This is a genomic window from Microbulbifer variabilis (genome assembly GCF_052467165.1).
The window spans coordinates 4,443,676-4,469,261 of sequence record NZ_CP174301.1; the positions used below are offsets into that span (position 1 = coordinate 4,443,676).

Annotated in this window: 29 protein-coding genes and 1 tRNA gene; 13 read left to right on the top strand and 17 right to left on the bottom strand. The window is 50.0% G+C overall.

What is annotated here, in order from left to right; all coding sequences use genetic code 11:
* Positions 1-5: 5 nt before the first annotated feature.
* The gene (locus ACJJIP_RS19730) at positions 6-605 is read left to right on the top strand and encodes a LysE family translocator (protein WP_353375755.1); all 600 of its coding nucleotides are present in this window, start codon (positions 6-8) and stop codon (positions 603-605) included.
* An 11-nt stretch (positions 606-616) separates the two neighbouring features.
* On the opposite strand, the gene ACJJIP_RS19735 is transcribed toward ACJJIP_RS19730, so the two are convergent.
* Positions 617-1,363, bottom strand: a complete 747-nt coding sequence (locus ACJJIP_RS19735; protein ID WP_353375757.1) for a LytR/AlgR family response regulator transcription factor — start codon at positions 1,361-1,363, stop codon at positions 617-619.
* The gene (locus ACJJIP_RS19740) at positions 1,360-2,517 is read right to left on the bottom strand and encodes a sensor histidine kinase (RefSeq protein ID WP_444945834.1); all 1,158 of its coding nucleotides are present in this window, start codon (positions 2,515-2,517) and stop codon (positions 1,360-1,362) included. Before ACJJIP_RS19740 ends, ACJJIP_RS19735 begins: the two co-directional genes overlap by 4 nt.
* Positions 2,518-2,607: 90 nt before the next feature.
* Here ACJJIP_RS19740 and argH point away from each other — a divergent pair, with 90 nt between their 5' ends.
* Entirely contained in the window at positions 2,608-4,032 is a 1,425-nt protein-coding gene (gene argH, locus ACJJIP_RS19745) for an argininosuccinate lyase (protein ID WP_353375759.1), read from the top strand.
* 57 nt (positions 4,033-4,089) lie between these two features.
* Here argH and cyaY read toward each other — a convergent pair whose 3' ends face one another.
* The gene (gene cyaY / locus ACJJIP_RS19750) at positions 4,090-4,416 is read right to left on the bottom strand and encodes an iron donor protein CyaY (RefSeq protein WP_282951907.1); all 327 of its coding nucleotides are present in this window, start codon (positions 4,414-4,416) and stop codon (positions 4,090-4,092) included.
* 106 nt (positions 4,417-4,522) lie between these two features.
* Between cyaY and lptM the strand changes: the two genes are divergently transcribed.
* The 4 genes from lptM (at position 4,523) to ACJJIP_RS19770 (ending at position 7,973) form a co-directional block, all read left to right on the top strand.
* Positions 4,523-4,798: an LPS translocon maturation chaperone LptM gene (gene lptM, locus ACJJIP_RS19755; protein ID WP_353375760.1), complete on the top strand. Its 276-nt coding sequence runs from the start codon at positions 4,523-4,525 to the stop codon at positions 4,796-4,798.
* Positions 4,795-6,048 carry a diaminopimelate decarboxylase gene (lysA, locus tag ACJJIP_RS19760; protein WP_020413688.1) on the top strand — a complete coding sequence of 418 codons (1,254 nt, stop codon included), beginning with the start codon at positions 4,795-4,797 and terminating at the stop codon, positions 6,046-6,048. The genes lptM and lysA overlap by 4 nt, the downstream gene beginning before the upstream one ends.
* Positions 6,049-6,276: 228 nt before the next feature.
* On the top strand, positions 6,277-7,107 hold the full coding sequence (gene dapF / locus ACJJIP_RS19765; protein WP_020413689.1) for a diaminopimelate epimerase: 831 nt from the start codon (positions 6,277-6,279) through the stop codon (positions 7,105-7,107).
* Positions 7,108-7,235: 128 nt separating this feature from the next.
* Entirely contained in the window at positions 7,236-7,973 is a 738-nt protein-coding gene (locus ACJJIP_RS19770) for a DUF484 family protein (protein WP_444945835.1), read from the top strand.
* An 82-nt stretch (positions 7,974-8,055) separates the two neighbouring features.
* Here ACJJIP_RS19770 and ACJJIP_RS19775 read toward each other — a convergent pair whose 3' ends face one another.
* The 5 genes from ACJJIP_RS19775 to ACJJIP_RS19795 all read right to left on the bottom strand — a co-directional run bounded on the left by ACJJIP_RS19775 (position 8,056) and on the right by ACJJIP_RS19795 (position 11,503).
* Positions 8,056-8,280, bottom strand: a complete 225-nt coding sequence (locus ACJJIP_RS19775; RefSeq protein ID WP_282951910.1) for a hypothetical protein — start codon at positions 8,278-8,280, stop codon at positions 8,056-8,058.
* A gap of 380 nt (positions 8,281-8,660) precedes the next feature.
* Entirely contained in the window at positions 8,661-8,999 is a 339-nt protein-coding gene (glnK, locus tag ACJJIP_RS19780) for a P-II family nitrogen regulator (protein WP_020413692.1), read from the bottom strand.
* Positions 9,000-9,084: 85 nt separating this feature from the next.
* Positions 9,085-10,344 carry an ammonium transporter AmtB gene (gene amtB, locus ACJJIP_RS19785; protein ID WP_282951911.1) on the bottom strand — a complete coding sequence of 420 codons (1,260 nt, stop codon included), beginning with the start codon at positions 10,342-10,344 and terminating at the stop codon, positions 9,085-9,087.
* A 55-nt stretch (positions 10,345-10,399) separates the two neighbouring features.
* On the bottom strand, positions 10,400-10,738 hold the full coding sequence (locus ACJJIP_RS19790) for a P-II family nitrogen regulator (RefSeq protein ID WP_020413694.1): 339 nt from the start codon (positions 10,736-10,738) through the stop codon (positions 10,400-10,402).
* A gap of 51 nt (positions 10,739-10,789) precedes the next feature.
* Positions 10,790-11,503 carry a TorF family putative porin gene (locus ACJJIP_RS19795; RefSeq protein WP_282951912.1) on the bottom strand — a complete coding sequence of 238 codons (714 nt, stop codon included), beginning with the start codon at positions 11,501-11,503 and terminating at the stop codon, positions 10,790-10,792.
* A gap of 442 nt (positions 11,504-11,945) precedes the next feature.
* On the opposite strand from ACJJIP_RS19795, the gene ACJJIP_RS19800 reads away from it, so the two are divergent.
* The 5 genes from ACJJIP_RS19800 (at position 11,946) to ACJJIP_RS21830 (ending at position 14,785) form a co-directional block, all read left to right on the top strand.
* Positions 11,946-12,188: an accessory factor UbiK family protein gene (locus ACJJIP_RS19800; protein ID WP_020413697.1), complete on the top strand. Its 243-nt coding sequence runs from the start codon at positions 11,946-11,948 to the stop codon at positions 12,186-12,188.
* A gap of 31 nt (positions 12,189-12,219) precedes the next feature.
* Positions 12,220-13,716 (top strand): YifB family Mg chelatase-like AAA ATPase, encoded by a 1,497-nt coding sequence (locus ACJJIP_RS19805; RefSeq protein WP_282951913.1) that lies wholly within the window; start codon positions 12,220-12,222, stop codon positions 13,714-13,716.
* Between the two features lie 140 nt (positions 13,717-13,856).
* The gene (locus tag ACJJIP_RS19810; protein WP_282951914.1) at positions 13,857-14,144 is read left to right on the top strand and encodes a putative quinol monooxygenase; all 288 of its coding nucleotides are present in this window, start codon (positions 13,857-13,859) and stop codon (positions 14,142-14,144) included.
* Positions 14,145-14,150: 6 nt separating this feature from the next.
* The gene (locus tag ACJJIP_RS19815) at positions 14,151-14,591 is read left to right on the top strand and encodes a MarR family winged helix-turn-helix transcriptional regulator (RefSeq protein ID WP_282951915.1); all 441 of its coding nucleotides are present in this window, start codon (positions 14,151-14,153) and stop codon (positions 14,589-14,591) included.
* On the top strand, positions 14,591-14,785 hold the full coding sequence (locus ACJJIP_RS21830; RefSeq protein ID WP_502867311.1) for a putative antibiotic biosynthesis monooxygenase: 195 nt from the start codon (positions 14,591-14,593) through the stop codon (positions 14,783-14,785). The genes ACJJIP_RS19815 and ACJJIP_RS21830 overlap by 1 nt, the downstream gene beginning before the upstream one ends.
* Before the next feature lie 118 nt (positions 14,786-14,903).
* Here ACJJIP_RS21830 and ACJJIP_RS19820 read toward each other — a convergent pair whose 3' ends face one another.
* The 7 genes from ACJJIP_RS19820 to ACJJIP_RS19850 all read right to left on the bottom strand — a co-directional run bounded on the left by ACJJIP_RS19820 (position 14,904) and on the right by ACJJIP_RS19850 (position 20,036).
* A complete protein-coding gene (locus ACJJIP_RS19820) occupies positions 14,904-16,205 on the bottom strand; it encodes an amidohydrolase family protein (protein WP_444945836.1) in 1,302 nt (433 codons plus the stop codon).
* Between the two features lie 90 nt (positions 16,206-16,295).
* Positions 16,296-17,159 carry a subclass B3 metallo-beta-lactamase gene (bla, locus tag ACJJIP_RS19825; RefSeq protein ID WP_444945837.1) on the bottom strand — a complete coding sequence of 288 codons (864 nt, stop codon included), beginning with the start codon at positions 17,157-17,159 and terminating at the stop codon, positions 16,296-16,298.
* 10 nt (positions 17,160-17,169) lie between these two features.
* Positions 17,170-18,132 carry an alpha/beta hydrolase family protein gene (locus ACJJIP_RS19830; protein ID WP_444945838.1) on the bottom strand — a complete coding sequence of 321 codons (963 nt, stop codon included), beginning with the start codon at positions 18,130-18,132 and terminating at the stop codon, positions 17,170-17,172.
* A gap of 125 nt (positions 18,133-18,257) precedes the next feature.
* Positions 18,258-18,833: a GNAT family N-acetyltransferase gene (locus tag ACJJIP_RS19835; protein WP_353375766.1), complete on the bottom strand. Its 576-nt coding sequence runs from the start codon at positions 18,831-18,833 to the stop codon at positions 18,258-18,260.
* A gap of 28 nt (positions 18,834-18,861) precedes the next feature.
* The gene (locus ACJJIP_RS19840) at positions 18,862-19,347 is read right to left on the bottom strand and encodes a GNAT family N-acetyltransferase (RefSeq protein ID WP_353375767.1); all 486 of its coding nucleotides are present in this window, start codon (positions 19,345-19,347) and stop codon (positions 18,862-18,864) included.
* A gap of 15 nt (positions 19,348-19,362) precedes the next feature.
* Positions 19,363-19,815, bottom strand: coding sequence for a YaiI/YqxD family protein (locus tag ACJJIP_RS19845; RefSeq protein ID WP_282951922.1), 453 nt, complete (start codon positions 19,813-19,815; stop codon positions 19,363-19,365).
* Entirely contained in the window at positions 19,812-20,036 is a 225-nt protein-coding gene (locus ACJJIP_RS19850; RefSeq protein WP_282951923.1) for a DUF3565 domain-containing protein, read from the bottom strand. Before ACJJIP_RS19850 ends, ACJJIP_RS19845 begins: the two co-directional genes overlap by 4 nt.
* A 153-nt stretch (positions 20,037-20,189) precedes the next feature.
* Here ACJJIP_RS19850 and rep point away from each other — a divergent pair, with 153 nt between their 5' ends.
* Positions 20,190-22,223: a DNA helicase Rep gene (gene rep / locus ACJJIP_RS19855; protein WP_353375769.1), complete on the top strand. Its 2,034-nt coding sequence runs from the start codon at positions 20,190-20,192 to the stop codon at positions 22,221-22,223.
* Positions 22,224-22,260: 37 nt separating this feature from the next.
* Here the strand turns inward: rep and ACJJIP_RS19860 are convergent, their stop codons facing one another.
* Positions 22,261-24,411, bottom strand: coding sequence for a hypothetical protein (locus ACJJIP_RS19860; RefSeq protein WP_444945839.1), 2,151 nt, complete (start codon positions 24,409-24,411; stop codon positions 22,261-22,263).
* A 323-nt stretch (positions 24,412-24,734) separates the two neighbouring features.
* Positions 24,735-25,154: a c-type cytochrome gene (locus tag ACJJIP_RS19865; protein ID WP_020413711.1), complete on the bottom strand. Its 420-nt coding sequence runs from the start codon at positions 25,152-25,154 to the stop codon at positions 24,735-24,737.
* Between the two features lie 189 nt (positions 25,155-25,343).
* Between ACJJIP_RS19865 and ACJJIP_RS19870 the strand changes: the two genes are divergently transcribed.
* Positions 25,344-25,420: transfer RNA gene (locus tag ACJJIP_RS19870), tRNA-Arg, on the top strand.
* The last annotated feature ends 166 nt before the right edge of the window (positions 25,421-25,586 follow it).

Genomic DNA, 25,586 nt, shown 5'->3' on the forward strand with positions numbered 1-25,586 from the left:
AGTTTATGTTAGAAGCATTATCTTCACTGATTGCAGCCACAGGCCTGTTACTCGGCTCTCCCGGCCCCGCACCACTCGCTCTGGCAGCTTCAGGAGCAACCTTTGGAGTGAGGCAAAGTACCGGTTTCCTTATCGGTATCCTGCTTGGGTTATGCGTAGCCATTGTCGGTGCCACTGCCGGTGTAGCCGCCCTGCTTTCTGCCTGGCCCGAGGCTCGTTTGACAATGCAGATATGTGGGGCACTTTACATTGGCTACATCGCATTCAAAATTGCCACGGCACCGGTACTGGTTCAGGAACAGTCGGCAGCAGCCCAACCGCCATCCCTTTTGGATGGGTTTATTTTTAATCTGCTCAATCCAAAAGCCTACGCCGCTTTTTTTGCGATCTTTTCCCAGTTTCTACTGCCTATCGAAGAGAGCGGTTTCAGCTATCTTGCCACAGGATTGGTCTGCTTGATTGTCGCTGCTGTAGTGGATTTTATCTGGCTATACCTTGGGGGCAGCCTGCGGCCAGTTTTCCACAAACCAAAACAAGCGAGAGTAATCAGAGTGAGCTTTGCTCTATTGATGGTAGCTGCAGTATTGTTTGTTTTTCTGCGTTAAAAACTGAATACTCAGCATATCTCCGTAATTAGTGCTTTTACAGAAGGCAGCATGCGTCGGCTTACCAGCGGCGCCTCTGCTACACCATCCAACTCCACCCGATAATTTCCACCCTCCCTGCGCAAACCGGCGATATATTCCACAGCGACCAGGGCGCTGCGGTGTACGCGCACAAAGCGATCGCCGAACTCACTCTCCAACTCCTTAAGGGACTCATCCAAAATTGTTTCGCCGGCAAGATGGTGAGCTACCACATATTTACTATCGGCAACCAGGCAACGGATCGTATCCACTTCCAGTAATTCCACTCCCCGGCGGCTGACAGCTTTGATGCGGCTTCGATGATCGGGTGCTTCTGATTCCTGCTCTTCCAGCAATTTTTGTTGCGGTTTACTGAGGCGCTGTACCTTTGTAATAGCCTGGCGCAACTGCTCTAAACTGACCGGTTTTAACAAGTAGCCCACTGCTGAAGTTGCGAATGCCGGCAAGGCAAATTCATCGTGGGCAGTGCAAAAAATAACTGCCGGTGGGCATTCGCGAACAGATAACTGTTGTGCCAATTCCAAACCACTGCCACCGGGCATTTCGATATCTAGCAATACAAGGTCCGGATCAAGTATCTGCACCTGCACTAGTGCGGTTTCAATATCGGCTGCCTCACCGATCACTGTGCAGTTATCGATCGCGGCCAATTGCCGCTGTAGGCGCACACGGGCCAGGGGTTCATCGTCGACAATCAGGACTCGCAGCTGGGTCACTCCATCACCTCGGCTTTTCTAGTGGTAGATACAGCGGCCTTTGTCTCCCGCAGAGCCGCCTCCCGGGGAAACAAGGGTAGCTGCAGGGCCACTCTGTAGTGTCCATCCTCCCGACAGGCGGTAAACATAAAGCGATTGCCGTAATAAGCGGACAGGCGTTGGCGGATATTTTCCATCGCCATGCCATTATTTTCCCGGGAGGTGTGCACAGTTTCCTGGGGCAAGGGGTTTTCGATAGCAATCCTGAGAACACCACTTTCAACTTCAACTCGTACGTTGATTTCCCCACCTTCACGCAATTTAGCCACGCCGTGTAACACCGCATTTTCAAGCAGGGGCTGTAGCAACATACTGGGTAACTGGATGTCATTCAGTCCTTCACCCAATTGCCATTCTTGTCTCAGGCGATCCCCCAGACGCAATGCCTCGATCTCCAGGTAGCGCTGCGCCAGCAAAATCTCCTGCCGTAAAGACACCAGTTTTGGATCGGCTAGGCTGGCCCTGAACAGAGCACACAAATCCTCTACCAGTCGTTCGGCACGATCTGGGTCCACAGCGATCAGGCTGGCCAAGCTATTCATACTATTAAACAGAAAGTGGGGACGGATACGGGATTGCAACGCCTCAATACGTGCGCCGAGCTCCGCTTGTTGCTGGTTATATAACTGCTGCTGCAAATAGGCGTAGCGCAAAACCACCCCAGAGCAAATGGCCCCCAGCAAGCAATCACTGGCCAGGCCCCACCAATCGAAATCAGCCTGTAACAGCAGTACGCGCAGATAGCGCTGTATTCCCATCACGCTTATCAATACCGCCAGCACCGCTATAAAGCTGATAGCACCGGCGCGCTTGTGCGAGAGCTTGGCCAAAAGGGGGCGCAGGCGGCAGAGTACAGCTGCAGAGGGCAATATCACCCACTGGATAACCAGGGAGATCAACCCCAGGCGCTGCCAGCTGAATTCTCGCAACCCATCCAGCGCCAATACCAGCACCAGGGCCAACAGTTCTCCCATCAGCACCAGTGCTGCCAGGGAAGTGACGCTGCACAAATCCGGCAGGAAAGGCAAAATACCAGGAAGCGCAGAATCCTTGTTATCAGTATCAGTTTTTCGAATTTTCTGCGATATAATGCCTGCCGGCCTGGAGTTTGACATGCAATTGTTATTCTTGACTGTCCCTAACGTTTAAAGCGCAAGATACCACCAAGCTCCCCGGCCTTTCACCTCACTGTAGCCAGGAAAACCATGAGCAACGAAAAAGCCCCCACCGATTCCGCCAATAACCCGGCCGCCAAACTCTGGGGAGGCCGCTTCAGTGAAGCCACTGATGCCTTCGTAGAGAGGTTCACCGCCTCAGTCACCTTTGACCAACGCATGGCATTGGAGGATATCCAAGGCTCTCTCGCCCATGCCCAGATGCTCTCTGAGGTAGGGGTATTGAGTGCAGATGAATATCAAAAGATCGCCCATGGCCTGAAGGAAATAGCAGAGGAAATTAAGGCAGGGGAGTTCCCGTGGTCAGTGCAGCTGGAAGATGTGCACATGAATATCGAGGCGCGCCTGACTGAGCGCATCGGTGCCACCGGTAAAAAACTGCACACTGGCCGCTCCCGCAACGATCAGGTAGCAACGGATATTCGCCTATGGCTGCGGGGGCGCATCGATAGGATTGCAGGCGAGCTAACCCGCTTGCAAACCGGCCTTGTAGCGCTGGCGGAACGCGAAGCGGGCACTATTATGCCGGGCTTTACTCACCTGCAGAGCGCTCAACCGGTGACTTTTGGCCACCACCTACTGGCCTGGAACGCCATGCTTACCCGGGACTATGAGCGCTTGATGGACTGCCGCAAGCGAGTCAACCGCTCTCCCCTGGGCGCAGCCGCACTGGCCGGCACCAGTTACCCTATTGATCGCGCACGCACTGCTGAATTACTCGGTTTTGATGCCCCGACCGAAAACTCTCTGGATTCCGTCAGCGACCGGGATTTCGCCATTGAATTCTGCGCTTTCGCCGCGCTGCTGCTCACTCACCTTTCCCGAGCGAGCGAGGAGCTGGTCATTTGGACTTCGAGCCAGTTCGATTTTATTGATCTACCGGATCGCTTTTGCACCGGCTCCTCCATCATGCCACAGAAGAAAAATCCGGATGTGCCTGAGCTGGTACGCGGTAAAACCGGCCGTGTAAACGGGCACCTAATCGCCTTACTGACTCTGATGAAAAGTCAACCGCTGGCATATAACAAGGACAACCAGGAGGATAAAGAACCGCTGTTTGACGCCGCCGACACCGCTCTGGATTGCCTGCGCGCGTTTGCAGATATGGTACCGGCTCTCAAGGCGAAAAAAGACAATATGCTGGAGGCGGCCGCCAAGGGCTTTTCCACCGCGACGGACTTGGCGGATTACCTTGTACGCAAAGGTGTTGCCTTCCGTGATGCCCATGAGATCGTCGGTCAATCAGTATCCTTTGCCATTGAACAGAACAAGGACCTGGCTGAACTAAGCCTGGAGCAACTACAACAATTTTCTGCTGAAATCAGCGAGGATGTATTTGAAGTGCTCACCCTTGAGGGCTCGGTGGCCGCCCGTGACCATATCGGTGGTACCGCACCCAATCAGGTACGTGCGGCCTGTGTGCGCGCACGTGAAGCAATCAAACAGCGCTGTTAGTGGATTTGAAGTTAAAGCCCGGCTTTCCGGGCTTTCTAAAAAGCCAAATTACTGCGGTTAGGGCCCCAGCCCCAAGCTGACCTCTTCGCCCTGCTGCTCACTCAGCACACGATCAAGCAGAGTGGTCAGATCCTCCCCGGTAGTGCCGCATTTCCAGCCGGGGTTTTCAAAGGCCAGGTGATAACCGCCGGATTTAGCTGCCACCCACAATTCGCGACTGGCCGACTGGCGAGAGAGAATCACCTGGCTTCCATTATCCTCCAGCGTAAGAGTTAAAACCGACCCACTACGCTCGTAATCGATGTCCCAATCACACTCATCCAGGGCATCCTCTATCGCCATCAGGCTTCGCTCAATGGCCGCTTCGTATTCCGCTTGGCTCATCTTTTGTTACTTCTGTTACCGTCTACTGTGATGAATTTATTCGGCCGCTATACTATCAGGCTTTTGCCGAACACCGCTTCGAAAGCCCGAGCGCAGGATGTCACCCATGCCGAAAAAAATACTTCTCCCACTCCTCACGCTGCTAGGTGCCGCCGCACTGATAGCAGGCTGTGGCCAGAAGGGCCCGCTGTACTTACCTCAGGCACCGGCACAGCCCGCGCCGAGTATTACTACTGGTCCGCCCAATACGGCGCCTACCAGCAGCACTGCAGTGGAGCCCAGTGGACCAGCCATTGAACCGGCCGGTGAGGCTGTGCCTGAACCATTAGGAGAAGAGCCGCTGTATGAAGAATACCCAGAGGAGCAAGAAACTGAGAAATGAGTGAATTCAGTTATCGCAACGGCAGCCTTTGGGCTGAAGACGTCTCCCTCGAGCAGGTTGCCGAGCAATTCGGCACTCCCACCTATGTATACAGCCGCGCTCATTTTGAGCGGCAATACCGGGCCTATGCCGATGCCCTGGGCAACCATCCCGGCCTGATCTGCTACGCGGTCAAGGCTAACAGCAATCTTGGCATACTCTCATTACTGGCTCAGCTGGGGTCAGGCTTCGATATCGTCTCTGGCGGTGAGCTGGAGCGTGTATTACTGGCAGGCGGAGATCCCTCACAGATAGTCTTTTCCGGTGTGGGCAAAACTGCCAATGAGATGCGCCGCGCGCTGGAAGTGGGTGTGCACTGCTTCAATATCGAATCTGAAGCTGAATTGCTGCGCCTGGAGCAGGTAGCTGCCGAATGCGAAACCGTCGCCCCAATTTCCCTGCGCGTAAATCCGGATGTCGACGCGCAAACTCACCCCTATATCTCCACCGGTCTCAAGGAAAACAAATTCGGCATCGCTATTGATTGTGCCCTGAAAGTCTATCTAGGTGCAGCCAAGTCCCCCCACTTGAAAATAATTGGTGTGGACTGCCATATCGGCTCTCAGCTCACTGAAGTCGCACCTTTCCTCGATGCCCTGGATCGACTCCTGGTTTTGGTAGATGACCTCGCCGATAAAGGCATCCAATTAGAGCATTTGGACCTGGGCGGCGGCCTGGGCGTGCGCTATCGAGGTGAAGAGCCCCCACCGGTGGCGGATTACCTCGAGGCAGTACTTAAGCGCATTGGCGATCGCAATCTCGGCTTGGTCCTTGAACCAGGGCGTTCAATCGCCGCCAATGGCGGTGTGCTTCTGACCCGCATTGACTATCTAAAGCGCACGCAGGAGCACAATTTCGCCATCGTTGACGCGGCAATGAACGATAATCTGCGTCCGGCCCTGTACCAGGCCTGGCAGGATATAGTGCCGGTGACCCCCGATCACGGGGAAAACGCCATGTGGGATATCGTCGGGCCAGTATGCGAAACCGGTGATTTCCTCGGCAAAAACCGGGCCCTGACTCTACGACAGGGTCAGCTGCTAGCCATGCTCTCTACCGGTGCCTACGGATTTACCATGAGTTCCAACTACAATAGCCGGCCACGGGCAGCGGAAGTGCTGGTCGACGGTAGCAACACCTACCAGGTAAGGGCGCGGGAAAGCTTTAGCGACCTGGTGCGGGGAGAAACCCCGGTACCGGAGAAAGCCTGATTCTTTGTGGCGAAATAGATGTCAAAATAAAGATTTTAGTGCCACCATCTCTGGGGGCTACGCGAACACCCCACAGACAGGCTGTTCGATACTTATAAAATCTCGACATATTGGTAATGCCAATCGATGGTGACCAGGTGGACCAGGAAACACCTGTGTCGCCACGGCATATTCGAGCCTGAGAGGCATCCATATCCGTCAGGTAGACAAAATCATTAGAGAAATGGAATGCGCGTTAAATTCAGCAAGATGCATGGGCTTGGCAACGATTTTGTGATGCTCGACGGCATCAGTCAAAGAATCAAACTATCCCCCGACAAAATTCGCCGAATTGCCGACCGCTGCCTGGGCATTGGTTGCGATCAGGTTTTACTGGTGGAATCTCCCCGCGACCCCGATGCAGACTTCCGCTACCGAATATTCAACGCCGATGGCAGTGAAGTGGAAAATTGCGGAAATGGCGCGCGTTGCTTCGCCCGATTTGTGCGCGACCGCCGCCTCACCGGCAAGAAGCGTTTAAAAGTCGAAACGGCCGGTGGCATCCTGCAACTTAAAGTCATGGATGGCGACCAAGTAAGCGTCAATATGGGCGCACCAGTGCTGGAGCCGGAACAAATCCCCTTCAGTGCCGATCGCTACGCTGACAGTTACCCCATTGATGTCCTTGACGAGACATATACCATCGGTGCCGTATCTATGGGCAATCCCCACGCGGTACTGCTGGTTGAGGATGTACAGCAAGCCCCAGTTGACCAGTTGGGACCGCTAATTGAAGCTCACCCGCGCTTCCCACAAAAGGTCAACGTGGGCTTTCTACAAATCGACTCCCGTGACGAAGCGCAACTGCGTGTGTTTGAACGAGGGGTGGGAGAAACTCGTGCCTGCGGCACCGGTGCTTGCGCGGCAATGGTTTATGCCCACCAGCGCGGGCTTGTGGATGAAAAGGTTGAAATTCACCTTCCCGGTGGCAAGCTGACAATTCACTGGAGTGGGCCAGGCCAGCCGGTTACTATGACCGGGCCCGCAACAACAGTTTTCCACGGGCAAATCATTATTTGAATAATTTTGCGGGCAAGATGGCGGCTATCCGACCTCCCGGGGAACTCTGTAGTACCTTTCGATAGTGGGTCCTTACCCACTGGGACTGTCATTTCACCCAAAACCCGCGCCAATAATGTAAATGGACCATGATGGAACAGACAGACGCCAATCAGAGCTCTGAAGAGATTGTCGCCGGCAGTCACAAGGAAACACAGCGGGATGACAAGCTTCTAGCTCGGCAGGTGGCTCGCTACCTGATGCAAAACCCCGAATTCTTTGTCGACCGGATGGACCTACTCGAAACCATCAAGCTACCGCGGGAAAATGGGAAGACCGTGTCTCTGATGACACATCAAACCAACCTCTTGCGAGAGCGCAATATTGAAATGCGCCAGCGCTTGGACCAACTACTGCACAATGCCCGTGACAACGACCAACTCTTCTTTAACAGCCGCCGCCTGATCCTAGCCCTTCTTGAAGCTCAGGACATCGGCGAAGCAACAGACGCTCTCTATTCCAGCTTTGCTAATGATTTCAATGTGGAATTCACCAACCTGAACCTATTTGGGCCACTACCCAGTGCCCGCAGCCTGGGACAGGTACAAACCAGCTCACACGCAGGTGCAGAAACGGCAATTGGAGGAATTTTGCGTAATGGTCGCCCAGTATGTGGTGCCTTACGCCCCGGCGAGAAAGAATTCCTTTTTGGTGAAAGCTGGCAGGATGTCGCTTCCGCGGCGGTGGTTCCCTTAGGTAACCAGTTGGGCGTGCTCGCCGTTGGCTCTTCTGACCCTCAGTACTATCGATCAAGCCTCGGCACCCTGTTTCTTTCCTACATTGGCGAAGTATTAGAGCGCCTGCTGCCCAGTCTGATGGGGCGCTGAAACGGCACCTTCCAAAGCCCGGGAGGATCTTTAAAAAGGAATTGCCGCCATCCTCACTGCAGGGGCGGCAATCCCTCAGGCGCTAAATAGGGCGACTGCCGTATTTAGGCTGCGGTTTACGCGGGGGATCGGCAGTAACTTCCGGGTCAATTTCACTAATTGCCCCGCCGCTGGCGAGAAATTCCTCCACATCCGTGCTCAACTGGCTTCTGGCACGTTCACGGGAGGTAATAGAGCGTTCTTCGGCAAATTCCTCAGACTCTTTGCTGCGGGAGCTCTTGCCTTGATCTTCATAACCATCTTTCATAGCAAAACCCTGTAACCCTTACTCCTGTTACAGAGGGAGTACCTCTGTGCCGCCCCTTCCCGCGGCGAGAATGAAACCGAAAGCCACAATCTGTGGCGATCCCCTACCGCATCAAAGCGGCGATTAATATATAGGCACTCTCGATCTGAGCCGCCAGCCACAAGCAGCCGGTACAGTAGAGTTTTTTGTTGGGACAAAAACCGGGGAATATTACGGTTTGCTATGGGGAATTTAGCGACAATACGGCAGCCCACCATTGCAAATAACCTAAAGGCATCTAGGAGGACTAAGGTTTTGAAACAACAAAGCCCCGGAAGGGGCTTGTATAGGCACCAGACACAGATGGCCTGAGAGAAGAGAATAACTAAGTTTGCTGCCGATTAAACAGCCTCAGATCCGGTTTCGCCGGTCCGAATACGGATCACTTCTTCCAGTGCTGTAATAAAGATTTTTCCATCACCAATCTTCCCGGTCTGTGCAGCTTTGGTAATCGCTTCAACAGCAGAGTCCACCATATCGTCGTCGACCGCTAACTCCAGCTTAACCTTGGGTAGAAAATCCACCACATACTCAGCGCCACGGTAGAGCTCCGTATGCCCTTTCTGGCGACCAAAGCCCTTTACTTCAGTTACTGTCATCCCCTGAACCCCAACCTCAGACAATGCGGTACGCACGTCATCCAATTTGAAGGGCTTTACAACGGCCGTAATCAATTTCATTTCTTGTATTTCCCCTGATTTGTCTTCTTTGCGGGAACCTCAGTCAGATAGCGCCCCTACATGGGGCAGTATCGTCGCAGGACAACTATTTGCTCATAAATTCCGGGTAAGCTTCCATACCACATTCAGCCAAGTCAACACCCTCTTGTTCTTCATCTTCGCTGACACGAATACCGGTCACCAACTTAAGCAGATACCACACGGCAAAGGAAGTGACAAAAACCCAGAAGAAAATAGTCAATGCACCAACGAACTGGCCAATAAAAGAGGCACCTTCATTAGTCACTGGAACCAATAACAGACCAAGCAAGCCGACAACACCGTGCACAGAAATAGCACCAACCGGATCATCAATTTTCAACTTGTCCAAAGTGATAATAGAGAAAACTACCAGGACTCCAGCAACCATACCGAACAGGGTCGCCTGTAACGCAGTCGGCGTAGATGGTTCTGCAGTAATAGCCACCAAGCCGGCCAAGGCTCCATTCAACAACATAGTGAGATCAGCCTTCCCAAATAGCAGGCGGGCAGTAATTAGTGCGGCTATAGCCCCACCTGCTGCAGCGGCATTGGTGTTGAGAAATACCATAGCCACAGAATGCGCGCTGGCTGCATCTCCCAGCTTCAACACGGAACCGCCATTAAAACCAAACCAGCCCATCCACAAAATAAATGTACCAAGGGTTGCCAGCGGCAAGTTTGCACCGGGAATGGCATAGACCTGCCCATTGGGACCGTACTTACCTTTTCGGGCACCCAACAGTAGAACACCTGCCAGCGCGGCAGCAGCACCAGCCATATGAACAATGCCGGAACCGGCAAAGTCAGAGAAGCCAAGATCACTCAAACTGTACAGTCCAAATACATCTTTGCCGCCCCAGGTCCAGGAACCCTCAAGCGGGTAAATAAACCCTGTGAGCACTACAGCAAATGCGAGGAAGCTCCACAGCTTCATGCGCTCTGCAACGGCACCAGATACAATGGACATTGCGGTAGCAACAAATACTACCTGGAAGAAAAAGTCGGAAGCACCGGAATATACCGAGTCCCCTTCAAAGCCATTCTTGGCAGAGTCGGCCAATACACCTTCAAGACTAAAGGCCTCTATGCCTGCAAGCATCCAGCTGCCATCATACATAATGGCGTAACCGGTCATCAGATACATAATGCATGCAATTGCAAATAGCGCGACATTTTTAGTCAGAATTTCAGTGGTGTTTTTTGAGCGCACCAGGCCTGCTTCTAACATGGCGAAGCCTGCAGCCATCCACATCACTAGTGCACCACACATTAGAAAATAAAACGTATCAATTGCATATTGCAATTGAAATACTTGATTCTCCATTTCTCTCTCCGTTTAATTCTTAGAATTTTAAAATTATTTATTGATTATTACTGACTCAAATAGCTTCACTACCGGTCTCTCCAGTACGTATGCGAACCACCTGTTCAAGATTAGCCACAAAAATTTTGCCGTCGCCGATTTTTCCGCTTTGTGCACTGGAGCCAATTACTTCCAATGCTTCATCCAGTTGCTCCTCAGTTACAGCAATTTGCAACATGGTTTTAGGCAAAAAATCCACTACATACTCTGCGCCCCGATATAATTCTGTATGGCCTTTTTGCCGGCCAAATCCTTTCACTTCACTGACTGTAACGCCTTTAACACCGGCCTCTCGCAGAGCATCCCGCACTGAATCCAATTTGAAGGGCTTGATAATTGCAGTAATCAGTTTCATGGATCTCCCCCACAAAAAAATAATGCCCACTAACAATTGCGGGCGTTTTTATTACCAGGCGTAGGTTGCTCCAGCGAGCAAGGTGGGTTCACACCAGTCGGTATCGAAACACTCTCTGTCGCTCACATCAGTGCCAACAAAAGCAGCGCTCAGAGTAAGGCCGCCAAAATTTTTACTGAGAGTTGCGGAGTAATCGATATAAGAGTCGGATTCGTACAGAAATATTTCTTCATCAAATAGGTTTAAACCAACATGAAGGTCTAAACTAAAATCAGAAGGCAAAGAAAAGCTGTAACCTGCATATGGATAATAAAAATTGCCTGAATCGGCCCAATAATCATCTGAATATGCAAAACCTAATGTTAGATCGGAGAAGGTTAGGCTTCCATAGATCTCTTGATAATCTTCATCGCGACCACTTCCATGATAGGCGTAATAAATATATCCAATATCATAGCTTATAGATTCATTAATTTCTGTGGAGTAACCACCGTAGAAATCTTGCTCATAATCAGTTTCATCACTGCCATAATCAAAATCCACTTGGGAAGCCCAGGTACCCAAATAAAAGCCATTGCCAACATCCAGATCCATTCCAGCCTGAATTACTGGCCTTCCATCACTTTGACTAATACCTCGAAACTTGTAATCTGAAACCAATCCAGCATTAACACTGAAACTTGGATCACTTTGCTCGGCAAAAGATATATTGCTAATAGCTAGTGCTAGGGCAGCGCCAGAGAAGACAGTGGCGATTTTGTTCATTTTAGTTTTCACCTTTAATCCTCCAAGATTTATTAAGTCTGAAATTTTTTGATTCTTGAAATGGCGCCGCCTGCAACCGGTCCTTTACTGTCGGGTATGACAGAGGGTCTCTTGCGTCTTGTGAACCGCTACTTTCCCGGACTCCCAGTGATCGTAAATGGCACACCTGCCCTGACTGTTTGCAGAGTTGATGCCAAAGCCGCAGCACTCAATAAAATCAATGAGTTAGATAAGAAAATGAGAAATTGAAATAAATACGAACAGAGCGCCCGCAAACCAGTGCGCACCAAGATGGCTCCAATTGTCGGTATATGCACAGAAGTGGGGAGTTCCTGCAGGAGCAAAGTTCAGAATAGTGCACCTTTAGGCAACTGTTGCGGCAAAACTCTGTGGGTTACAATCCAGTGCCAAAAGATATGAATTACTCAGTAAGGAGTTGCCTGTGGCTGCGGATAAACTGCAACAGCTACTGAAAGAACTGCAACAACAGGGCGCAGTGGTCAGCAATGACCTACGCAACGCTTTGGAAGTGTCTCTGGATAAGCTACCGCTGGTATCCCAGCGCGAATTCGATACCCAGGTGGAAATATTGAGGCGCACCCGTGAAAAACTGGCGCGCCTGGAAGATAAAGTGGAAATGCTGGAGCAAGCTCTGGCACAAAGGGATAACCAAGCCGAAGACTGAACTCTCCGGCAACCATTTCAGGAATGAAATTGTGAGCCTCTCAGTAACCCATGCCCGAGCCCAGTTAGGGGTATCTGCCCCACTAGTTACCGTAGAGACTCACTTGGCCAATGGCCTCCCCGCATTTCATATAGTGGGCCTTCCTGAAGCGGCAGTGCGAGAGAGTCGCGATCGGGTGCGCAGCGCCCTGATCAACAGCCATTTTGAGTTCCCCCAGCGTCGTATCACAGTCAATCTCGCCCCCGCCGACCTTCCCAAGGAAGGTGGTCGCTACGATCTCGCCATTGCCATAGGCATACTCGCTGCTTCGGGGCAGGTTCCCGCTGAAGCCTTGGAAAACTACGAGTTTATCGGGGAATTAGCCCTTACCGGCGCTCTACGTGAAGTGAGCGGTAGCTTACCCGCTGCCATTGCCTGCTCGGCCGCCGGACGCAAACTGGTAGCTCCCCGGGAGTGCGGAGCTGAAGCAGCACTGGCTGAGGGTGAAACTCTAATCGCCAGCTCCCTGCTGCAGATCTGCGCGGAGTTGCATGGACGTGAAAGCCTGTCCCAAGCCGTAAAATCTCAGGAGGAGCCCACCATCCAGTGCGCAGACCTCGCAGATATTCGCGGTCAGCTTAAAGCCAGACGCGCCCTGGAAGTAGCCGCAGCCGGGGGGCACAACCTGTTGTTCTATGGCCCTCCGGGAACAGGCAAAACCATGTTAGCCAGTCGTCTGCCCGGTATATTGCCACCACTCACAACTGCCGAGTCGATTGAGGTCGCCGCTGTCTACTCCAGTGCCGGTATGCCTCACCAAAGCCAGAGACCTTTTCGGGCTCCACATCACAGCGCTTCACCAACCGCTTTGGTCGGTGGCGGCAGTACTCCAAAGCCAGGTGAAATCTCACTCGCCCATTGCGGAGTATTGTTTCTCGACGAGATGCCAGAGTTTCCCCGCCATGCCCTGGAAATCCTGCGGGAACCCCTGGAGAACGGTGAAGTGCGCATCTCCCGGGCACGCGCCCAGGTTACTTATCCCGCGAATTTTCAACTGGTAGGCGCAATGAATCCCTGCCCATGCGGCTACTTGGGTGAGCCCCGCTGTCGCTGTACTCCGGACCAGATAGACCGATATCGCAATAAACTGTCAGGCCCCTTGCTGGATCGTATCGATATGCAGATAGAGGTTGGTGCTATGAATGCTGTGCAACTGCAGGATGCAGCTCCGGGGGAAGCATCCGAAAGTGTGCGGGTAAGGGTTTGCGCTGCACGGCAACTACAGGTTCAAAGGCAAGGAAGTACCAACAACCTTTTAAAAGGGGCAGAGCTGGAAAAACACTGTACCCTGGGGGATAAAGAGAAACATCTTCTGCGCCAATCAGTGGAAAAACTGGGCCTTTCCGCACGCAGTTACCACCGAGTGCTCAAAGTGGCTCGCACCCTGGCGGATCTCGCCAAGCAAGAAACGATAAGCTCCACGCAGATTGCCGAGGCTCTGGCTTACCGAAACCTTGATAGACGCCAGGTGGCCAGCTCTTTCAATTAGTTAATTCCTATAGACCAGAATCCTGTCATTTAATGCTGATAGGTGGCATTTCCCTAGATTGCTACATCAGCCACTAACGGTTGACGTCTTTTGGGATATAGTTATCATGATAACTATATTGATACTTTGGAAAAGCGACTGTGAAAAGCCATCTATTTATCATTGCCAAAATCTCACCAAAGGCGGAGTTCTTCGAACAAGCCAGACGGGCAATCCTATCCATAGTTCCAAATACCTTGGAAGAGGAGGGCTGCCTGCAGTTTGCTGTACACCAGGATAAGAAAAGCTTGTTTTTATACGAAGAGTGGTGCAGCCAGGAAGACCTCGATAGGCATTACGCCATGCCCTACATCGTACCGATTTTTGAAGCTTATAAAGACTGGCTAAAAGAACCTGTAGAAATCAATAAGCTGGAAAGATTGGTGTAGCTCCCTATGTTTTTTCTTAAAGAACTACCTTCACAACAAATGGTGGAAGGCTATGCAAAGCAGTTTTCTGTAAATAACCCCAAAGCGATTCAGGATGCTCTCACCATAATGCGGGATGCGAGCCTGCTTTTGCGGGAGCTGGAAAGTTATTTTTCCGACCATGGGACATCCCAACTACGGTTTTTGATAATGATCGTTATCGACCGGGAACCGGAAAGAAATAGCTTACTGGTTTCGGAGATTGCAGAGCGTATCGATATTTCCCGGCCAGTAATGACGCGCACACTTAAAAGTATGGTGGAGGATAGACTCATCGCCATAAAAGCAGATTCCAGTGACGGCCGGGCTAAATGTGTAGCACTCACTACAGACGGAAAGTACTTTTTACAAAAAATATTGCCCGGATACTTCCGGATGATATCCAATTTTATGGAAGGCTTAAAATAATGAATAAATCTATACTACATGCCCTGTGTATATGGGCATTGGTTTATCCGATTGTCACTCTTTTACTATTGGCAATAAAAGCACTGGATCTACAAATTGCGATAGGACTGAAATCTTTGATCATGACAGGAATTCTCGTCCCCCTAATGTATTTCTATCTTGTGCCAAAAGTACATCGCTTGTTGGAAAAGTAAATATAAAAGTAGAAGACGGATGGCAAATATAAGGGCTAAATCCCAGCTTGGTCATCAAGCTGGGGATATTCAACCAAGCTTACATTGGCCAAAGAAAAAATTCTGAGTATATTTATCGCTAATTACTACTGGGGGAACTGACTAATATATGCCCCTGCTTAACACCAATATAAATCTTATCGAGAAACCCAAGATCCTCCAGAGGGTTACCCTCTAATATTAAGAAGCTGCCCTCCGCACCTTCAGAAAACGAGCCCAAGTGGCGCTCTGGGAACATCCACTTTGGAGTATCCATAGTTAGGGACTTCAGCAATACTTCTCTCGGTGCAATATCCAGAGTATCCAGGTAACGAATTTCACGAAGCACCGTACCGGAGAAGTTGTCACTCCCCATTAATAAGGGTACGCCCGCATTGCGTAAACGAGAAAGATTATCTTTTTGAACCGTCTGGATTTCCTTCAATTCATCTTCAGGATAGCTATGCTCAGAAGGCACACTGGCAGTAGCAATCAGCTTGGTACCTTGCTTAGCAGCCGCAGCAATAACAGCATCGCTTAACACATAATCCTGTCTATCAAACCCTTCATTTCTTGCGATTCGATACCCGGGCAAATGACCCAAGATATCTACACCCGCTTTTATAGCTACCATAGCATCATGAGCGGTATCCACATGAGCCACCACCGGAATCCCCAATTTATGCGCACGCTCGACAATAACCGGCACCAGCTTAGGATTGAGGCCATTAACTCCAAGGTATTTCTTATCACCATGGCGCTCCTCAAATTTTTCACTGCCAACAAGTATAATTTTAATAAAAGAGGGATGGTTAGCTTTAACTTTCTCCCATATTTGATCTAGATCCCCTTTATCCTCTGCCACCATGACCATTTCCTGGGCGCTTTTTAATTCATCATTGGTGACATTTTTTTTACCATTTAAAATCATCCTTAGGGGATGGCCATCAGAAGCCGTTATGCAGTCTGAGGCAAATAAAACATCCATGGTATCTTCACCGCTAAACTGCGTTTCCAACCCCTTACCAAAGCTGCACATCTGCGCACTGTAAAAAACTCCGGACTTCACTTGCAAGGCCCCAAAATTCTTAATACCCCAAGGGTTTTGCAGATTGTGATTATGCCCCTCGGCATACGGTGGTACTACAAATTTTCCTCTGGCATCAATGATGTAATCAACTTCTTGTGGCCGAGTCTTGGTCAAGAGGCCATTCTCATCAACAAACCAGATCGCTGGCTTAAAACCCATTCCATCAAACCACTTCCCCCCTTCAATGGCAAAGGTATCAGCGTTGGCAACCTGCTGATATAGAAGCAAAGAAAAAATATAAGCCAATTTCAAAAAATAAAATTGAGATCCAGCATTCTGCTTGGGATACTTTTTGAATAATTTTGTAAACATCACATATTACCCTGCAATAACTATTACAATCTAAATCCAGTAAGGGACGTTAAAAATTTAACCATGTAATTTCATATGCCCAGAGAGATTTTATTGTGAATTACTTGCAAGTTTTTTCTCCAGATTTTTGCCAGCTTTAGCTGCATATTTCTCGCAGCTAACCGCTTTCTTCTGCTTAGCTGTATCACGAAACACCCATCCACTTGCGCCCGCATGAGGTGTGATAAGTAGGTCACAGGGTAATTTACGCACCCGTTCAAAGCTCATTCGGTAATCTTGAACAATATCGGGATAACGGAGATTATTGACCAACTGATAACCCGGAGCCGTAAGGCTATCTACATAAGCGATATCGATAACCTTACTATCAACAGTATCCTGCCAAGTCCAAGCCATACTGCCAGGAGTGTGCCCCGGAATAAAATGTACACGAAGTCGTAAGTCCCCAAGGACAACTTGCTCTCCATGATGCAGGATACGGTCCGCGTTTACTGATGGGTATAAAATTTTATCTGCAAAATGAATATCATTAGCGCCACCACGAGCCATCAATACTGCCGACTCAGCATTTGTCACTACCTGGGCGCCGGTAATACGTTTTAGCTCGGCCAGGGGACCGATATGATCTGCATGAGCATGACTGTGCAAAATTAATTTCAGGTCGGTGGGTGCAATTCCCAATCTGCGCATATTTCCCAATAAGTGCTCGGCCGTCTGCTCCATTCCTCCATCAATTAGAATCGCACCTTCTTTACCCTTTAGCAGTAAAGAAGTAATTCCCTGGGTACCTATCTGCCATGTATTATCCGCTATCTTTAGCGGCGCTACCGGCTGACGCCAGGATTCCGGCACTTTATAGGTATCCAGTTGCGGCAATACAGGGAAATTTTCTGCCATCGCAATACTGGAATAAGTTGCCATTACTATTACGGCTAATTTGATTCTTATATTCATCTATAGGTCTCTATTTCTTTTTTCTTGTATCGGAGATACATCCAGGAGCTCCATTCAGTACAGCGTCTTCAATCCAGCCAGTAATCCGCTCAAATACCTCACCTCGGTGATTGATCCCATCAGTATCTGTCATAAAGTGATCGTAACCAGAATACTCCCAATAAGTCAGCTCACAGCGCCCGGCGGAAACATAAGCATCTCTCGCTGCACGGCCGGAACTGACCGGAGCAGATTTATCCTCTGCGCCCTGAATCAACAAGACAGGGGCACGACTATCCAGTAAGTCATTGACCGGTACCCGATCAGCGACATCGGCCCACCAACGCATAGAGTTTCCACCCCAGATTTCCGCGCTTTTGGGGTTGGCTCGGGCATAGGCAAGTTTGACATCCACCTCTCTAGCGACATGGGGTGGAACCAAACCCTTTAACGCCTGGGCAAACGACTCCCCCAACCCACTTGAAAAGACCACTGCAGCATCTGGATTCAACCTGGGGGCCAATCGGGCAACAAGGTCACCGCCCTCGGAACCACCAAACAGGACCAGCTTGCCATTCCACCAATCGGCCCCGCGTAGTTCGTCAACAATTTGCTCAACATCTAGCGTACGCTGCTCAACAGTATGATTGGCTATGTATTCCTGAGAACAATCTTTAAATTGTTCTTCGGGGCTGTCGGTATGGGTTACTCCATATTTCTCTACCATTAACACGGCATAATCCACAGCCATCTCTTTGGCCTGCTGAAGAGTGGTGTTTTTAATTGCCGGTAAACAGCCAGAGCCCTGGGCCATCAGGAACAAACCAATTTTTCCTTTATTCGCTGGTTTTTCCAGAGACCAATAAAGTAATGAACCATCCGGGCGCTGACTGATTTTGAGAAAAGGTTCAGCAGATGCACTGAGATGAACAACCATTAGCAAAAGGCCAATAGCCGTTATAAAGATCGACTTAAAAGAAAACCACCATCCCATAGCGAGAACTCCCTATCCTCACCTGACATCGGAAGTGAGGAAATATCTGACTGGTTATTATTAAAAAGAGAGCGAACCTTTTTCGCCTTCCTATCCGAACCCAGCCAAGAGCATTTGTTCCCGGGTTAGTCGAAGCCAATTACATTAAATTTTTTCCAGTCACTGGCGCTTAGACGATATAGGCAGTGACGCAGTAAAGGACTTTCGCGGGGAACCTGCGGGTGCTCAAAAACGAGAAAATCCCTCTGCATACCCAAGCGTTCCATTACTTTTTGAGAACGAATATTTTGTAACGGCGTAAAAGATACCACCTCATTAAGACACAGAGAGTTAAAGGCTACATGAAGAGATGCCCGTGCCGCTTCACTGGCATAACCCTTACCCCAAAAGGGGCGAGCCAGTCGCCAGCCAATCTCTACCGCCGGGGCAAAGGGCAGGTTGTCGGTCACATTTTTTATACCGACAAAGCCAAGAAACTCTCCGCTCTCCCTGAGCTCCAGAGCCCAGAAGCCCCATCCATACTTTTCTATATGTGCGCTACTACGATCGACACCCGCATCACTTTCTTCCCGTGTCAGTAGCGAAGGGAAAAACTCCATCACACTGGGATCAGCGTTCATTTCGGCAAACACGGGCTTATCTTCTTCCCGCCATTGACGTAGCTGCAGACGCTCGGTAGCTGGTTGTATTAATTCAGACATCGGATAATCACTATTCTATTATCTGTTCTTACTGAAAGCCTTCAGCCGGTGCGACCATAAAATCACACAGATCAAGCCATTCGCGTTGTTCAGGGTAGGCAACTTGTATAAAACCCAACTTATCGTAGAGTCTGCGCGCCGCCAAATTAGTACGCAATACAAACAAAGAGCACTCTGCTACACCCAGGGCTTTGATACCGGTTTGTGCAATAAGTGTTACCAGTTCTTCCCCAAGGCCGGCCCCACGGTGATTTGGGGAGACAATCAGACGGCCCAAATGGCACCGGTCCAGGTGTTGGTAATATTGACCGAAGGCGAGCATTTCTCCTTCTCGATCCAGAAGAACATAGCTTGGCAACTCCGGCCACCGGCAGTCCTCTAGAAAAGATCCTTGATCGAACGGAAATCGGAAATTGGGGCCACCCCACTGTTGGCACTGCTGTTTATCCGGCAACCAGGACATCAACGTTGGCAGTTGCCATTCCTGTAATGGCTCCAGCCTTAAACCTTCCATGGCCATCCCTCCAGCCTATTTGCGACTTTTTGCCAACCACCGATCTAACTGATCGGCAAAGGCTTTGCGGTCCGCCTGGCTAAGCGCTGGCGGTCCGCCAGTATGAACGCCGCTGGAGCGCAGGGTATCCATAAAGTCCCGCATATTGAGTCGCGCGCGGATATTGGCTTTGGTGTAACGCTCTCCACGGGGATTTAGGGCTTCAGCACCCTTATCGATCACTTCTGCCGCCAAGGGGATATCGCTGGTAATGACCAGATCCCCAGCCTCGCAGCGCTGTACTATCTCGTTATCCGCCACATCAAAGCCGGCAGTTACCTGCACAGAGCGGATATAGCGCGACGGCGGTACCCGCACCGCCTGGTTAGCTACCAGTGTCAATTCAGTGGCAGTGCGCTCGGCGGCGCGAAACAGAATTTCCTTAATAGCTACCGGGCAGGCGTCGGCATCAACCCAGAGTTTTGTCATGGTTGTACAACCTTTTCGAGCGTATCGGGCGGTGCGCCCTCATCGCATTTCTTGCAATTGAGCTGGAAACCCAGCATGGACTCGCGCCCCTCTTCAGTGATCACCCAGGGCCGATTGGTCCAGGGGGGATTGTGGCGTACATGTTGAAAATGGCCACAGGCGAGCTCCGCCACCCAGTGATCCTCTTCATCCAGGTGGTAGCCGGCGATGGGTTGTTGCATGGGGTTACACAAGCAGGGAATAAGGCGCAGTTATAGCCAATCCCAAGTGCAAAGTACACATACGGTCGATCGTTCTCAATGGTGCTGGGAGGATTCGAACCAAGGCTGCTAGAATCCCCCGCTTTCTCGCCACGCGAAGATGCAACCCCATCTATGACTCAGCTCAATCCCCGCCAATCTGAAGCCGTGAAGTATGTCGATGGCCCCTGCCTGGTTCTGGCCGGCGCCGGCTCTGGCAAGACCAGCGTAATCACTCGCAAGATCGCCTACCTGATCGAGCAGTGTGGCTATGCCGCGCGCAATATCGCCGCCCTCACCTTTACCAATAAGGCGGCGCGGGAGATGAAAGAGCGGGTGAGCAAGCTACTGGCGGGCCCGGATGGCAAGCGCTCCAAGGCGAGTCACGGCCTCACCGTGTCCACCTTCCACAACCTGGGGCTGAATATCCTGCGCAAAGAGTACCGCGCCGCCGGCTTTAAGCCCGGCTTCTCCATCTTTGATGCCGAGGATGCCCGCGCCCTCATCAAGGAGCTGATGCTGAGAGATGGCGACCTGGATACGGATCTGCTGGATCGGGTACAAAACCAGATCTCGAACTGGAAGAACGATATGCTCACCCCGCGCCGCGCCCTGGAGCAGGCACAGAGTCCTGGTGAGCAGGCTATCGCTATTGCCTATGACCGATACTGCGAAGCCCTGAAGGCCTACAACGCAGTAGACTTCGACGACCTGATCCTGCTGCCGGTGCAGCTATTCGACAAAGACCCGGAGCTGCTGCAACGCTGGCGCAAGAAAATTCGCTATCTGCTGGTGGACGAATACCAGGACACCAACAACTCCCAGTATCTGCTGGTAAAACTGCTAGTCGGCGGACGTGGCGGCCTCACTGTAGTGGGGGATGATGACCAGTCTATCTACGCATGGCGCGGCGCACGCCCGGAAAATATGAGCGCGCTCAAGACCGACTTTCCCAACCTGCGCCTGATCAAACTGGAGCAGAACTACCGCTCCACCAGCCGCATCCTTAAAGTGGCCAACCATCTGATCGCCCACAACCCCCACGAGTTCGATAAAGCACTGTGGTCCGATCGCGGCCTGGGTGAAGAGATCCGCATACTCAAGGTGGCCAATGAAAATGAGGAGGCCGAGCGGGTTGCCAACGAGATCTTCCTGCAAAAGAGCCGCCGCGGCTGCAAGTTTATGGATTTCGCCGTGCTCTATCGCGGCAACCACCAGGCGCGCCTGATCGAAATGAAATTGCAGGAACACCAGGTCCCCTACCAGATGTCCGGCGGTACTTCCTTCTTCGCCCGCGCTGAAATCAAGGATGTGATGGCCTACCTGCGCCTGTTGGTAAATCCGGACGATGACAATGCGTTCCTGCGCATTATCAACACCCCACGCCGCCAGATAGGCACCAGCAGCCTGGAAGCCCTGGGCAACTATGCCAAGGGTCGCGAAATCTCCATGTTTAAGGCCTGCTCGGAACTGGGCTTTAAGGAGCATATCAACGAACAGGGCTACGAGCGCCTGAACCGCTTCGCCCTTTGGCTCGAAGGGGTGCAACGCAACTGTCGCGATACCTCTGCCAATGGCGCCCTGCGTGAAATGTTAGAGGATATTGACTACGCCGGCTGGCTCTCGCAAAACGCCAGCAGCGAGAAGGTGGCCGAGAAGCGCATGGAGAATGTGTACTGGCTGCTGGAAAGCCTTAACAAGATTATGGAGGGCACCGACGATGAGCTGGAGCAGGATATCCGCTTGGAACAGGCTATCTCCAAACTGATCTTGCGGGATATGCTGGAACGCCAGGAAGAAGAGGAAGCCACCGATAAGGTCAGCCTGATGACCCTGCATGCCGCCAAGGGCCTGGAATTCCCCCACGTGTTTATGATCGGTATGGAAGAGAACTTACTTCCCCACCGCAACAGTATTGAGGATGACAATATCGAAGAAGAGCGCCGCCTCACCTACGTGGGTATCACTCGCGCCCAACGTACCCTCACCATGACCCTGGCGGGCAAGCGCAAACAGTTTGGCGAAACCCAGGACACCACACCCAGCCGCTTTATCGACGAATTGCCGGAAGAAGATGTGCTGCTTGAAGGGTTTGGTAAGGCGACGCCGGAGCAGAATCAGGCAAAGGGGGAGGAAACTCTGGGGTCTTTGTTGAGTATGTTTGATTGAGGCCGCAAATGCGGCCTCACTTAGCAGCAAGGAATCTCTATTCTGAGATGATAACTACTGATCTGGTTTGTGGATCAATCTCAGCCACACTGTTAGGATTGCTTAATTTAGCAAAAAGGCGATTACCTGCTTTTGTGAAAGCTGTAATTCTATACTTAGTATCATTCCCAAAATACTGCTTTTCCTTCATTTGCTTTTCCTCTAGATCAAATTCGAAATAGCTTGCAGACTCATCCCATGTTGGAAACAGTAGGCTGCCCTGTTGAGAATCAAAAAACATGCTAGTTGAGTTGGGGAAATTCAGAGAGGACTCACTGCTAAGTAATAGCTCTCTATCCCCTGTTTCTAAGCTAACTTCATATATAGCTCTAACGCCACTACGTGGAAAGCCAAGGGCATATACAATAGCCTTATCAAAATCTACTTCTATACCTGATAAGCCATCCCATGTCGGGCCGGTACCATGCTGTTCAGTTCCATCGGTCAAAATGGTTCTATTTCCTGTAGATAGGTCAACTTTCAATAGTTGCTTCCAAGGGTTAATGATTACGGCTGTTGTTCCTTGAGCATCAACTTCCACGTCCGAAGGATATTCAAGTGAAGTACAGCATCCAATATCATTTCCCGCTGATATTGCCCTATCTCCCGTTTGAGTGTTTACAATCTTGATATCATTACTACCAGAGTCTGCAACAAAAATGTTTCCCTGTTGGGAAATAGACAAATCATTCGCATGAGAAAATTTAACACCAAGACCATGATCTGGGCCAGAAATCACCTTACGATCTCCGCTATCGACATCAATTGACATTATTTTCCCTCCTGCATCTGACCACACCGAGGAAGTTAATGTAACTAAGTAATTATTAATAACATCGTACTCAAAGCCAGGAATAGAAATCCCTGCTATTGATGGACCTTTGCCGCGAAAATTTCTTGAAACCTGAGTGATACTTCCATTGCCCAATATCACTTTATAAAGCTGTCCAGAAGACTGTGATAGTATATAAGCAGCATCATTTACGCGATCAATTTGCAAAGAGGCCAATTCAAAATCGGCGGAAATAAAGTCCACACTCTCCATATCAATGATTTTGAATATATTATTATTATTTAAATTAAAACCATATAAATTTTCAACTCCATCTCCAGAAAGTTCTGAGCTAGCCAAAAAGTATAAAATAGGTTTATCTGGATGTGATGCCGCAGCTGTTACTCGAGTAATCTTTTCAGGAGTGTCGTATAGATTCTTATATAGATTTCTATCTCCTGTCTCCAGGTCGATCATATACAAAAAAGATTGGATCTGCCCCCAAACAGCAGTATCGGAAAATGCATAAACAATCTGACTATTGATCGCTACTTTAGTGTCAGACTCCAATTCTGGGCCTTTCCCTTTATTCACCCCAGAAACTGAACTAAAAATACCTGTTGTAGGATCAAGTACGTCTATTTTTCCCGAATTATTCCAATAAACTTTTCCTGAAACTTCATCAACATCAATACTGGCATATTCCGTTTCAACTTCATATTTTTCTAGAACCTCTCCTGTATCCAAAGACAATTCTGCAAGATACTCCAAAGTCGTCACATACCATTTATTGCGAATTTCATCTATTGCCATTGCAGTTACTGATGGCAAATCACCTTCAAAGCGATTAAAAGCAAATTTAGATAGTTGTATCCTTGTTGGATGTGGCCCTGCATATAACTGACTATTTTTTGAATCTATTGCCAGAGCTCCATAAGCCCTACGTGCGAAGCCATCATGAGCATTTATTCTCAATGGCTGTAAAATCGTCTCATTCCCTCCAGTATCAACTACTTTAATCACAAACTCCATAGTAGGTTTATCCACATTTACTTCCAACTTCCAGTTAGAAAAATTATCTGTGGTTTCAGTTAATACGTCATTGACATACACGCCTTTAATTTGCATATCATCGCTAGCAGTACCACGAAGAATAACTTCACGCTGATAAGTCCAGGTATCCTGAAGAGATGGGAATGTAATTGATACTTCAGGAGGTACCTCATCTGTGTTTGCTGAATCAACTACACCACCTGATCCTGCAGCAGGAGAATCATCAGGGGCTTCCAAATTTCTACCTCCACCACTACCTCCACCACCACAGGCAGCCAATACAAACGATAGAGCAGCGAAATAGAAGAGTGTCCCCAGCTTCATACGTAAAATCCTTGTGTTTTTATATACATATTTTTACAAGCAGGCGCGGATAATACAGATTCTATAGGGCTGGAGGGAAACAACGCCTAATTACGGTTTATTACATTTATCGCTTCGAGATATTTAATAACAAATACTCATATAGTTATTAAGAACAACTAAAAGTACTTCTCTTTATACGACATCTAATAAGGAGATTAGAAAGTCAAAGATCTAACTTAAAATCGCTGTTTAAGAAAAGCCAATAAGTTGAATATTTTGATTTAAATTTAGAAATAAAAAAGGCCGCTAAATAAGCGGCCTTTTCGATAGTAAGTAGAAGCTTACTTACTGTTATCCACCATGTAGTCCACAGCGGCTTTAATCTCACCATCGCTACAATCCATACACAAGCCCTTAGGCGGCATGGCATTGATACCCTTAATAGCATTGGTATAAAGAGTGTCCATTCCCTTGGCAATACGCGGTGCCCAGGCTGCAGCATCACCAAACTTTGGTGCACCTGCAATACCCATGGCATGACAAGTTGTACAGCTGGCATTGTAAACAGCCTCGCCGCTACGTTCGCCACCACTTGCGCCCTCAGGAGCTGCCGCTACTGCTGCCGCGCACTCCTCGCCTTTCATACAGGTCTCACCTGCCGGAGCAATGCGCTCTGCAATTTCTTCGTTAACAGACTGCTGGGCCACTGCCGCAGCTGCACTGACGGCCAGTACCGCCACAATACCCAAAATACTCTTCATACTATTCCCCCAAAGGACCGAAGTGAGATGGCCCGTAGACTATCGAATTACTGCCGCAAACTTCTACGCCGCGCATTATAAGCACTGCACCGCCACCTGCCAAAGCTTACGTAACCTTGCCGCAAGTCCTTTCGCACACCCCTACCCTTCTGTATAATCCGCCTCCCACTGGCACAGATAGCCAATTAACCGCCCGTAGCTCAGCTGGATAGAGCGTCGCCCTCCGGAGGCGAAGGTCAGAGGTTCGAATCCTCTCGGGCGGGCCATATACAAAGAAGCCCGCTTATGCGGGCTTCTTTGTATATGGCTAACTCCCAGGTTTTGTTCAAACTCAGGTTCGACTCGGAGGCAGCAAAGCTGCCGGAGAGCAGCGAGCCCAAAGGGCGAAGCTAATCCTCTCGCACACTCCCCGCTTATGCGGGCTTCTTTGTA